Origin of the sequence: Flavobacterium chryseum (assembly GCF_004362015.1) — a bacterium.
Lineage (GTDB): Bacteria > Bacteroidota > Bacteroidia > Flavobacteriales > Flavobacteriaceae > Flavobacterium.
The window spans coordinates 262,296-274,018 of sequence record NZ_SNWW01000003.1; the positions used below are offsets into that span (position 1 = coordinate 262,296).

11 protein-coding genes and 1 tRNA gene are annotated in these 11,723 nt (G+C 31.8%); 3 read left to right on the forward strand and 9 right to left on the reverse strand.

Annotated elements, in window-relative coordinates; all coding sequences use genetic code 11:
- Positions 1-35 precede the first annotated feature (35 nt).
- Both nusA and rimP read right to left on the reverse strand, forming a co-directional pair.
- Positions 36-1,283 (reverse strand): transcription termination factor NusA, encoded by a 1,248-nt coding sequence (gene nusA / locus EV143_RS07635; protein ID WP_133507374.1) that lies wholly within the window; start codon positions 1,281-1,283, stop codon positions 36-38.
- 13 nt (positions 1,284-1,296) lie between these two features.
- Positions 1,297-1,761, reverse strand: coding sequence for a ribosome assembly cofactor RimP (gene rimP, locus EV143_RS07640; RefSeq protein ID WP_059117844.1), 465 nt, complete (start codon positions 1,759-1,761; stop codon positions 1,297-1,299).
- A gap of 174 nt (positions 1,762-1,935) precedes the next feature.
- Between rimP and EV143_RS07645 the strand changes: the two genes are divergently transcribed.
- A complete protein-coding gene (locus EV143_RS07645) occupies positions 1,936-2,760 on the forward strand; it encodes a universal stress protein (protein ID WP_133507375.1) in 825 nt (274 codons plus the stop codon).
- A 73-nt stretch (positions 2,761-2,833) separates the two neighbouring features.
- Here the strand turns inward: EV143_RS07645 and EV143_RS07650 are convergent.
- A tRNA-Gln gene (locus EV143_RS07650) sits at positions 2,834-2,904 on the reverse strand.
- A gap of 245 nt (positions 2,905-3,149) precedes the next feature.
- Between EV143_RS07650 and EV143_RS07655 the strand changes: the two genes are divergently transcribed.
- Together EV143_RS07655 and EV143_RS07660 are read left to right on the forward strand one after the other, a co-directional pair.
- The gene (locus tag EV143_RS07655; RefSeq protein WP_133507376.1) at positions 3,150-6,431 is read left to right on the forward strand and encodes a glycosyltransferase family 117 protein; all 3,282 of its coding nucleotides are present in this window, start codon (positions 3,150-3,152) and stop codon (positions 6,429-6,431) included.
- A 94-nt stretch (positions 6,432-6,525) separates the two neighbouring features.
- Entirely contained in the window at positions 6,526-7,164 is a 639-nt protein-coding gene (locus tag EV143_RS07660) for a polysaccharide deacetylase family protein (RefSeq protein ID WP_133507377.1), read from the forward strand.
- A gap of 21 nt (positions 7,165-7,185) precedes the next feature.
- Here EV143_RS07660 and EV143_RS07665 read toward each other — a convergent pair whose 3' ends face one another.
- From EV143_RS07665 to EV143_RS07690, 6 genes are all read right to left on the reverse strand, one after another.
- Entirely contained in the window at positions 7,186-7,488 is a 303-nt protein-coding gene (locus tag EV143_RS07665; RefSeq protein ID WP_059117840.1) for a thioredoxin family protein, read from the reverse strand.
- Between the two features lie 71 nt (positions 7,489-7,559).
- The gene (locus EV143_RS07670; protein WP_133507378.1) at positions 7,560-8,795 is read right to left on the reverse strand and encodes a metallophosphoesterase; all 1,236 of its coding nucleotides are present in this window, start codon (positions 8,793-8,795) and stop codon (positions 7,560-7,562) included.
- A gap of 196 nt (positions 8,796-8,991) precedes the next feature.
- Entirely contained in the window at positions 8,992-9,195 is a 204-nt protein-coding gene (locus tag EV143_RS07675; protein ID WP_133507379.1) for a hypothetical protein, read from the reverse strand.
- 109 nt (positions 9,196-9,304) lie between these two features.
- On the reverse strand, positions 9,305-10,639 hold the full coding sequence (locus EV143_RS07680; protein ID WP_243739817.1) for a sensor histidine kinase: 1,335 nt from the start codon (positions 10,637-10,639) through the stop codon (positions 9,305-9,307).
- Positions 10,640-10,649: 10 nt separating this feature from the next.
- The gene (locus tag EV143_RS07685) at positions 10,650-11,324 is read right to left on the reverse strand and encodes a response regulator transcription factor (protein ID WP_133507380.1); all 675 of its coding nucleotides are present in this window, start codon (positions 11,322-11,324) and stop codon (positions 10,650-10,652) included.
- A gap of 186 nt (positions 11,325-11,510) precedes the next feature.
- Positions 11,511-11,711 carry a hypothetical protein gene (locus EV143_RS07690; RefSeq protein ID WP_133507381.1) on the reverse strand — a complete coding sequence of 67 codons (201 nt, stop codon included), beginning with the start codon at positions 11,709-11,711 and terminating at the stop codon, positions 11,511-11,513.
- Positions 11,712-11,723 lie beyond the last annotated feature (12 nt).

The following is an 11,723-nucleotide window of genomic DNA, read 5'->3' on the forward strand; positions in this document are numbered from 1 at the left end:
TATTACCTTTTTCGTTGTGTTGTTGGAGCAGATAACTAGCTATCAAACTCCTCTTTTAGTATTTTCATAACATCAAGAATTGTTTCCTCTTCTAAATCTGTTCTTCTTACTAAATCTTCTACTTCTTGTTTTAAGATACTTCTAGCTGTATCTAAACCAATTTTTGCAAATTCTTCGATAACCCAGCCTTCAATTTCATCTGAAAACTCTGTTAATTCAACGTCATCATCTTCACCAGTGGCAACATCACCTTCTCTGATAACATCTAGCTCGTAACCTGTTAGCTGACCTGCTAATTTAATATTGTGACCACCTCTACCAATTGCTTTAGAAACTTCTTCTAATTTCAAGAAAACTTCAGCTCTTTTATTTTCTTCATCAATTTTGATTGAAGAAACTTTTGCAGGGCTTAATGCTCTTGTAATAAACAATTGAATATTGCTTGTATAGTTGATTACGTCGATATTTTCGTTTCCTAATTCACGAACAATTCCGTGAATACGAGAACCTTTCATACCAACACAAGCTCCAACAGGATCAATTCTATCATCATAAGAATCTACCGCTACTTTTGCTTTTTCACCAGGAATACGCACTACATTTTTAACTGTAATCAAACCGTCGAATACTTCAGGAATTTCTTGTTCAAATAATTTTTCCAAAAACTTTTCAGAAGTTCTAGACATAATAATCTGAGGTTTATTTCCTTTTAACTCAACGCTTTCAATGATTCCACGAACGTTATCTCCTTTACGGAAAAAGTCAGACGGAATTTGTTTTTCTTTCGGAAGTACAATCTCGTTTCCTTCATCATCTACTAAGATAACTACTCTAGGGCGTACGTGATGCACTTCGGCAGTATAAATATCACCGATAATATCTTTAAATTGTTTGTAAAGATTTGTATTATCGTGTTCGTGAATTTTAGATATTAAGTTTTGGCGTAAAGCTAAAATAGCTCTTCTTCCTAAGTCAATCAATTTAACCTCTTCAGAAACTTCTTCACCAATTTCAAAATCCGCTTCGATCATTCTCGCTTCAGTCAAAGTAATTTCTTCATTTTCAAAATCAAGATCTTCGTCAGCAACAATTACTCTTCTTCTCCAAATCTCCATATCTCCTTTATCAGGATTTATGATGATGTCGAAGTTGTCATCAGAACCGTATTTTTTCTTTAATGCATTTCTAAACACGTCCTCTAAAATTGCCATAAGCGTTACACGATCAATAAGTTTATTATCTTTAAACTCTGAGAATGAATCGATTAATGCTAAATTTTCCATGCGAATTCTTTAATTAAAATGTTACTGTAACAATTGCCTCTTTAATTTCTGTATAAGGTATTTGTTGTTCTTTTTGAACTGTTTCTTTTCCTTTTCCTACTTTTTTCGGTTCTCTCGCTTTCCAAGACAAAATTATAAAAACATCGTTAGCTTCCACTAATTCTGCTTCAATTTTTTCAGTTTTTGTAGTAACAATCAATGTTCTACCTACATTTTTCTTGTATTGTCTTGTCAATTTCAAAGGAGATCCTACTCCAACAGATGCTACTTCAAGCGAAAAATCCTGCTCTTCACGATCCAGATTATTTTCGATTGCACGACTGATATCAATACAATCCTGCAGCGCCACTCCATTATCACCGTCTAAACCTACACTAATTTTAAAAGAATCTGAAATAGCCAAATCAATCAAAAAGACTGAAGGTTTTTCCAGAAGAGCTTCTGTAATTAGTTCGTTTACTTTTTCTTTAAATGTCATAATTTTATAAAAAGAGGGGACACTTAGTCCCCTCATTATTTAGATTTTAATAAATAACGGTGCAAATATAGTGTTTTTTTTATAAATCAAAATAAATACATTGCTCTAAAATATTTCTTATCTTTATAGAAGCATTAAAATAACGGATTATTCATATTATTTAATACAAAAATTATGAAACGAATTCTAGTACCTACTGATTTCTCAGAACACGCAGAAGATGCCTTAAAAGTTGCTGCACAAATTGCCAAAAAAAATGATTCAGAAATCATCATTTTACATACTCTTGAATTGCCTCATCAAACTAGTGATGCTATTTTAGGAGGCGCAAGTATTCCGGAAGCGATATTCTTTATGAAAAAAGCCAATGAAACACTTGACGAAATTTCAGCTAAACCTTATCTGGACGGAATTAAGATCACAGAAATTGCAAAAATGGACAAGCCAAGCCATGGCATTATTCAGATAAGCAAAGAATATGATGTGAATTTAATCATAATGGGATCACATGGATCTTCTGCAATTGATCAATTACACATTGGTTCTAATACCGAAAAAGTACTTCGTAACTCTGAAATTCCCGTTTTGGTTATTAAAAACAGCACAACAAACTTTACCGCTTCAGAAATTGTTTTTGCTTCTGATTTTACCAACGAAACTAAAAAACCTTTTGCAAAACTTTTGGAATTTACCAAATTCTTCGATTCAAAAATTAATTTGGTTACCATTTGCACTCCAAACAGTTTTAAGCCAACTCATGTTATTGAGAAAGCAATGATTTCATTTGTAAGCGAATTTAACCTGACAAATTATTCAACTCACATTTACAACGACACTAACATTGAAAAGGGAATTATTAATTTCTCTAACAGTGTAAATGCTGATATTATTGGAATGTGTACTCATGGAAGAACTGGCTTTGCACACTTTTTCAACGGAAGCATTAGTGAAGGCTTAGTTAATCATGCCGTAAAACCCGTTATCACCTTTAAAATTTAAACTGCCTATTCAAAAAAATACTTAGTCAAATTTATTGCATAAAAAAAGCCTCTCGATTGAGAGGCTTTTTATGTTGGTCTACAAGGACTCGAACCTTGAAAGACTGCACCAAAAACAGTTGTGTTACCATTACACCATAGACCAGCAGTGCGGTTAAGCGAGTGCAAATTTAAAGCTTTTTTTAGTTTGCGCAAACTTTTTGACAAAAAAATTTAATTTTTTTTCATTTTTTTTTCTTTCAAATTCACAATAAACCTGCAAGTATTTCACAAACAGCAGGTTAATTTAATCAAATAGTTTTGTAGAATTTTTTGTTAATGCTCGTTTCTTTACACAAAAAAACATTTTCTTTGTAGGATAGAAAACGTACAAAATTTTAACACCTAAATATGGCACAATTCAATTTCAATAAATGGAATACTATTATTGGTTGGTTTGCATTTGCAATCGCTTTAATTACTTATACACTAACTGTTGAACCTACCATGAGTTTTTGGGATTGTGGCGAATATATTGCTACAGCCGCTAAACTAGAAGTTGGGCATCCTCCGGGAGCGCCTCTATTTCAAATGATAGGTGCCTTTTTTGCCATGTTTGCCATAGACGCTCAACATGTTGCTTTGATGGTAAACATGATGTCTGTTTTTTCAAGCGCGTTTACTATTCTTTTTATGTTTTGGTCTTCTTCTATGATTTTGAAAAAAATTATAGCTCGTTTTGCTGAGATTGATCAAAATAATTCGATTGTAATTTTAGGAAGTTCTTTTGTTGGGGCCTTGGCTTATACTTTTTCAGACAGTTTTTGGTTTAATGCCGTTGAAGCCGAAGTTTATGCGATGGCTTCGTTATTAATTGCATTATTATTCTGGCTTGGTTTACGTTGGGAACAAGATATGGATGATCCAAAAGGAAATAAATGGTTGTTAATAATTTCGCTTGTTATCGGACTTTCTTTTGGAGTTCACTTTATGGCGTTATTAACGATTCCTGCAATTGGTTTTCTGTATTATTTTAAACACTACGAAAAAGTTACCATAAAAAACTTCATTATTGCCAATGCTGTTGTAATTGCTATTTTGTTGTTTATTTTTAAATTACTATTACCATTAACCATGGCTTTTTTCGGAAAAACCGAAATATTTATGGTTAACAGTATGGGATTGCCTTTTAATTCAGGAACTATCTTTGTGGCTTTGCTTTTTATTGCTTTCTTTTATTTTGGATTAAAATATACCAAGCAAAAAGGTTTCGTTTTTTACAATACTATTATTCTTTGCATCTTATTTATTTTAATTGGTTTTTCTACATGGATGATGCTGCCTGTTCGTGCTAACGCTAACACGGTAATTAATGAAAATAAACCATCTGATGCTACTGAGGTTTTGGCTTATTACAATCGTGAACAATATGGTGTAAATCCTTTATTTTACGGACCTCAATATACTGAAGTTTTTGCCGGACTAGATGCAAAAACACCATATTTGGATAAAAACCCTAACTACGAAAGAGATTATAAAACGGGTAAATATATTATTACCAATAATTATAAAAACGCTGAACAAAATACAGACGATAATCAGAAAACGGTTTTACCTAGAATGTGGAGTACTGAAACAGGACACATTCAAAACTATATCAACTTTACAAATCCTCCTCAATTCAAAATCAATCCGGATTATCCCTACGAAGATGATTTGGCAAAATACGGAATTGATGCCAGTCAATTAAGCGAAGATGAGTACAATAAAGCAACTGCTCAATTGCGTAATGAAGTTGAAAAAACAGTTTCTGAATTCAGAAAAGCTTACGCTCAAAAACAAATTGACAATGAAGGTTATGTAAAATTCCTTAAAAGTTATGGTGATTATTTAATCATAGAAAAACCGACTACTGTTGACAATTTCAGCTTTATGGTTGAATATCAATTTGGATATATGTACTGGAGATATTTGATGTGGAATTTTGTTGGACGTCAAAGTGATGTTCAGGGAAAATACGATAATCTGGATGGAAACTGGATTAGCGGAATTAAACCTTTGGATTCGTTACATCTTGGTTCTCAGGACAATTTACCATCAGATGTTTTAAACAACAAAGGAAGAAATGTTTACTTTTTCCTGCCTTTCATTTTAGGACTTATTGGATTAATGTATCATGCTAATAAGGATCTTAAAAGTTTTTATGTGCTTTTAGCATTATTCTTATTTACAGGAATTGCTTTAAAAATTTACCTGAACGAAAGACCTTTTGAGCCTCGTGAAAGAGATTATGCTCTTGTAGGATCATTTTATGTATTTGCGATCTGGATAGGTTTTGGAGTATATTCTTTATATGAAACTATTAAAAATTATATTGCGCCAAGAATTGCAGGACCTATTATTATTGCTGCAACATTTTTAGCGGCTCCTGTTTTAATGGCTTCTCAAAACTGGGATGATCACGACAGATCTAATAAACGTACGGCAGTTGCCATGGCAAAAGCATATTTGGATTCTTGCGATAAAGATGCCATTTTATTTACGATTGGAGACAACGATACTTTCCCATTATGGTATGCACAGGAAATTGAGCATTTTAGAACCGATGTAAAAATTGTAAATACGAGTTTATTTATGACTGATTGGTACATAGATCAGATGAAAGCCAAATCATATGAATCTGAGCCGTTACCTATTTCGTTTACACACGCAGAATATGTGGGTGATAAATTAGATTACGTAGCTCATATTCCTAAAATAGAAACACGTTGGAATATTAATGACTTCATTAGTTTTATTAAAAATCCAAAATCGACTGTTGGTTTACAAAACGGGCAAACGATTCATTTTTATCCAACGAATAAAATCAGAGTTAGTGTTGATAAAAACCTAATTATTAAAAACAAGGTTGTTAATGCTAAATACAATGATTCTATCGTTCCTTATATCGATATTGACATCAAAGGAAGTGCGCTTTACAAAAACCGCTTGATGATGTTGGATATTTTAGCCAATAACAACTGGAAAAGACCAATTTACTTTAGTGGAGGTGCTTTTGATGATGAAGATTATTTATGGTTAAAAGATTATTTACAATTAGACGGAATGGTTTATAAATTGGTTCCTGTAAAAAATACACCATCTAAAGATGGAGGACCAATGGATATGGGTCAAATTGATGCCGATAAAATGTACGACATTGTAATGAAATGGGATTGGGGCAATAGCGAAAGCGATAAAATTTACCACGATCCTGAAACACGCAGAAACAGCATTACGTATCGTACCAACTTGTCTCGTTTAATGTATCAGCTTATTGAAGAAGGAAAAATTGACAAAGCTAAAAACATTATTAATTTAGCAATGACAAAAATGCCTTTAGACAAATTTGGTTATTATTCGTTAGTAGAACCTTTTGCCGGAGGATATTATCAGGTTGGAGAAAGTGCAAAAGCGCAAGACTTACTTAATAAATTAGTTCAAAAATATAAAGAGAACTTAAATTATTATGCAACGTTGTCAACTGGTGATCAGACTGACCTTGCAATGGATATTATTACCGATATCGAGCGTTACAGAAGCTTATTGCAAGTAATGAAAGACAATAAAGATCTTGCTTTCTATGAAAAACATAAAGTAACTTTTAATACTTATGTAAACGTGTTTGAACGTTTTGGAAGAGAAAAAGAATAATATACGAAAAACATAACAATTAAAAAAATGTAGCATTATTGAAAAATAGCGCTACATTTTTTATTTTTACATATATCTTATAAATCAATTTAAAATGAGCTTTTATTGGGTAAAAACAAATTCATTTATAAAAAGGGTGTTTTCTAAATACTGTTGGGATATTCCGAACAATGAAAAGAAAATATACCTGACTTTTGATGATGGCCCTACGCCTGAAATTACGGATTGGGTTTTATCTGAATTGAAAAAATTTGATGCAAAAGCTACTTTTTTCTGCATTGGAAAAAATATAAAAGCCAATTTATCTTTATTTGAAAAACTGATTACAGAAGGACATTCAATAGGAAACCACACGATGAATCATGTTAACGGATGGAAAAGCCATACCAATGATTATATCGAAAATGTAAAAAATTGTGCCACTGTATTAGAAGAAAAAAAAAACGTAGAAACTTTATTATTTCGTCCTCCTTACGGGAAAATTAAAAAGGAACAATCTAAAATCTTACGAAATTTAGGTTATAAAATAATAATGTGGGATGTTTTGAGCGCTGATTTTGATCAGAGCATTAGTCCTGAAAAATGTCTTGAAAACGTTACTAAAAATGTAAAATCAGGAAGTGTAATTGTTTTTCATGACAGCATAAAAGCTTCACAAAATTTAAAATTTGCTTTGCCTAAAACATTGCATTTTTTAAAAGAAAATGGATTTGCTTTTGATATTATTCACTAAACAATATCACGTAAAGTAGTTTTATACGCTAAATTGCTCCTGAACGATTCCAATAATTGTATTTGCATCAAGTTCTCCGGATTGTCTCCAGATCATTTGTCCTTCTTTATAAATCATTAAAGTAGGAAGTCCTTTTATACGCAATGCTTCTGCCAGTTCCTGGTTTTTATCTACATCTATTTTAATGACTTTGGCTTTATCGCCAAGCGCAGCAGCAACATCTTTTATTACAGGATGCATCGATACAGATGATTCGTTCCAATCGGTGTAAAAATCTATTAACACTGGAACTTGAGCATTTATAAGTTCTCCAAATTTTGACATAAAACCAAAAATTTAATTCTTTTAATCTCTTAAAAAGATATAATTAATACAAATGTAGCATTTTTAACGAATTAAGCCACATTCTTGCCCTTTTTTAGTTCAATAACCGTTATTTCCGGCATAATACCAACTCGTCCAGGATAAGCGTGAAATCCGAAACCACGGTTTACATAAACATAACGATCGAACTCTTTATATAGTCCGGCCCATTGTTTATAAATATATTGTGCTAAACTCCATTTAAAATATCCCGGAATTTCTATTCCAAATTGCATACCGTGCGTGTGGCCTGATAACGTTAAATGGAAATTTTTAGGATGCTTTTTTATCTCATATTCCCAATGACTCGGATCATGGCTCATTAAAACTTTAAAATCTTCCTGAGCAACATTTTGAGAAGCTTTATTTAAATCTCCGGCCTTTTTAAAATTCTGTCCCCAATTCTCTACTCCAATTATAGCGATTTTATCATCACCTTTTTGAATGTAAGTATGTTCGTTTAGCAAAAGCTTAAATCCGATTTGTCCGTATAAACTTTTAATTTCCTGAAAATTTTCCTCTTTTTGTTTTTCAGAAGGCCAGGTTACATATTCGCCATAATCATGATTTCCTAAAACAGAGAATTTGCCATATTTATAATCTTTAATACGATTGAAAGTCTCCAACCAGGGATGCATTTCTTTAGCGTGCGTATTTACAATATCACCGGTAAACAAAATCATATCAGCTTCCTGTTCATTTATCAAATCGACCGCATAACTTATCTTATCCGGATCATCAAAACTCCCGCTATGGACATCTGAAATTTGGGTAATCTTAAAACCATCAAAAGCATCCGGTAAATCAGGGAAAAAGATCGTTTGCTTAAACACTTTGTAATTATATTTCCCTTCAAAGATTCCATAAATTAAAGACAAAAAAGGCACAGCCGCTAAACCTAAAGCAATTTGGCTTACAAACTTTCGTCTTTCAGGCATCATCTCTTTTCTTGGAGCATTGTACATACAATAATTTAAAATGCTCGCTCCTATTCTAAAAATATCTTCTCCAAACAAAACAAGTGTTAGCACAATTTTAGGCACATAAACCAACAGCATTAATCCCATTGTAAACATGGTTTGTTTTGTTTGCCCAATAGAACGATCAAATTGCGTAAAAGAATATATGATAAAAATTAAAAGCAGTAAGCTTATAACTTGATAACTAATCAAAACCCATCTTAGTTTAATTAAAGTACGAAAGGCTTGATAAGAATAGAACTCAATAAATAAGAAAAGAGCACAAAGAATTAGAAAGCGAATTATCATGTAGGTTTAGTTTTTAACAAAGTAACAAAGAATGAAAATTTTATCGCTTTTTATTATCAAAAATTTAACTCAAAAATCAAATAAAAAAAGCTGATAGATTACTCTACCAGCCTTTCCTCTGACTAAAAATTATTATTACCCAACCCTATTCATAAACCAAACCAATAATTTATGAAACCAAAATAAGAATTAACCTTTATTTTTTAGCTTTTGCTGATTCAGGTCTAGTTGCTTCAACTTTTGCTGTTGCTTCTTTTTTCTCAGCTCTTGCTTTTTTATGAGCCTCTTTTTTAGATGCTTTAACTTCTTTTGCCGGTGCTGTTTGAGCTGGAGTTGTTTGAGCGCTTACCATTGCTGTAGTTCCTAATACAGCCACTGCTAACATTACTAATTTTTTCATGACTTTAAATTTATGATTATTATTATTTTTCATATTTATAAGTCAAAGATATAATCGTTAAATGAAGACAAAATGAAGATTAAGCTTGCCTGAAAAAATTAACTTTTAATTAAGCGTTAGCAGCTTCAGGAAATAAAAGTGTAAAGGTTGTGCCTTCGTTTATCTGAGAAACAACTTTAATTTCGATGTGATGAAAAGACGCAACACTCTCCGCAATAGCAAGGCCTAAACCCTGCCCGTCCTGATCTGAGCTGATTCTGGCAAAGCGATTGAATATTTTTTCGATTTGAGAATCATCCATACCAATTCCTGAATCTTTTATGGAAATAAAATAGTGCTGATTTAAAAATCCGTCGCTAATTGTAATAGTTCCATTTTCCTGATTGTATTTTATGGCATTAGTTACCAAATTATAAATGAGAATATGAAGTAAAGTTTTATTTCCTTTAAAATTAAAATCATGTTGCATATTATTAAACAACTTCAATCCTTTATCCTCAATTCTGTCTTCCAGATCTTCATGTAATCCGTTTACAATTTCATGAAAATCAATTTCTTCGTTTGCTTCGTATTGATTATTCTCAATTCTGGAAATCAACAATAAATTATTGATGATTTTTTTCAGCATATCAAGTGTTTTAAGGGAACTCGCAATTTTATCAAAGGCATTGTCATCTAAAGAATCGTTTTGAAGCAAATTCTCCAATTTGTTCTTAAGCAAAGCAATTGGCGTTAGAAGTTCGTGTGAAACATTCGAAATAAATTGTTTTTCTTTTTTGAAAAGTTCTCCAATACGATCCATCATTTGATTTAAAACTAAATCAAGTTCTCTAAAATCTCTCGACTTTGCCTTTATTGGCGTATGATCAAAAGTTTCCGGTTCGTTGACACGCCTTATTTTAGTATCGATAATTTTATAAAAAGGTTTGAGCAAATATTCAATATAAACGGTATCTGCCAAAAATGTAACCAAAAGAATAACAACCAAAACGATAATGATAAAGAAGCGAATTATAAATGTTAAATCATTTACTTCACTCAAACTGCTACCAATTTCTAATTGATAAGCTACTTTTTCATACGTAAAATGATATTGAAGGATTCTGTATTCATTTTCTTCGCCTTCAATAATTCGATAATCATTACTAAAAATTGTTTTCTTTTGATGCGGTTTAATGGCAACTTTTGAAAGCACTAAAAACTCACTGTGCAAAGTTGAGAACTGCGAATAAGTTTCGGTTGAATCATTTGAATTTTCGATAAAATCATTAATCTCATTTTGATTTAGATGATCAATGAATTTTTTCTTTTTTTCAAGCAATCCATTATTAATGTGTTTATAAACTACGTTTTGAACTAAAATTGGCAACATTAACCACAAAACTAAAATCACCAACAAACGCGTTAGTCCATTAAAAATGGCTAATTGATGTTTTATTTTCACAATACTTTATTTACTCGTTAATACGATAACCCACATTCCGAACCGTTTCAAGCCAATCTATTGTAGTATGTTTGTCAAGTTTTTTACGGAGATTTCGAACATGAACATCAATAAAATTAGAATCTGAATTTACTTCCAGAATATCTCCCCAAATATGTTCTGTTAATTGTAACCTGGTAATGACCCTATTTTTATTTAAAACCAGGTATTGAAAAATATCAAACTCCTTTTTAGTAAGGTTAATTGGTATTCCGTTATAACTCACTTTATAATCCTGAAGCTGAAGTAAAAATCCGTGTACTTCCAAATTGTTTAAAGTAAAACCATGAATCCTCCGAATAACCGCAAATAATCGTGCACTAAGTTCTGTTAAAGCAAAAGGTTTTGTCAAATAATCGTCGGCACCAAGATGCAAACCATTTATTCTGTCGTCTAATTCACCTCTCGCAGTAAGTACAATTACAGCAATTTTAGATTTTGTTTTTCGAACTGTTTTTAAGACTTCAAAACCGTCTCCGTCAGGCAAACCCAAATCAAGCAGCATCGCATCATAATCATTACTGTTTACTTCTTCTAAAGCATCGGCACAAGTATGGGCAATTTTGCAAATGTAGCCCACATTGCACAAAAAATCGTAAACTTCAACAGCGAGTTCCTTATTATCTTCAACAATCAGAATATTCATAAACACAAAATTATTAGCGCAATTAAAATTAAACAATTATAAAAAGTGCAACTGCGCATTATTAAAAAATTAACGAATAAAAAAAGCTGATAAATTTCTTCATCAGCCTTTCATTGGCAATCGTAATAATTGTTCTCTCTGTTTTGCTTCCCTTACAATTCTTTGAAAGCAAAACAAAAACAATGCTTATTTATTCACTTTTGCAGTTTCTGATTTTGGAGCTTCACTTTTTTCAGCTTTCACTTTTTTATCAGATTTGTTTCTTTTAGGATGTTTTGTCGCTTTAACTTCTTTTGCAGGAGTTGTTTTAACTTCTTTTGCAGGAAATGCATGTACCATTGCACTTGTTCCTAAAACTGCCACTAATAACATTAATAAATTTCTCATGATTTCTAAAAT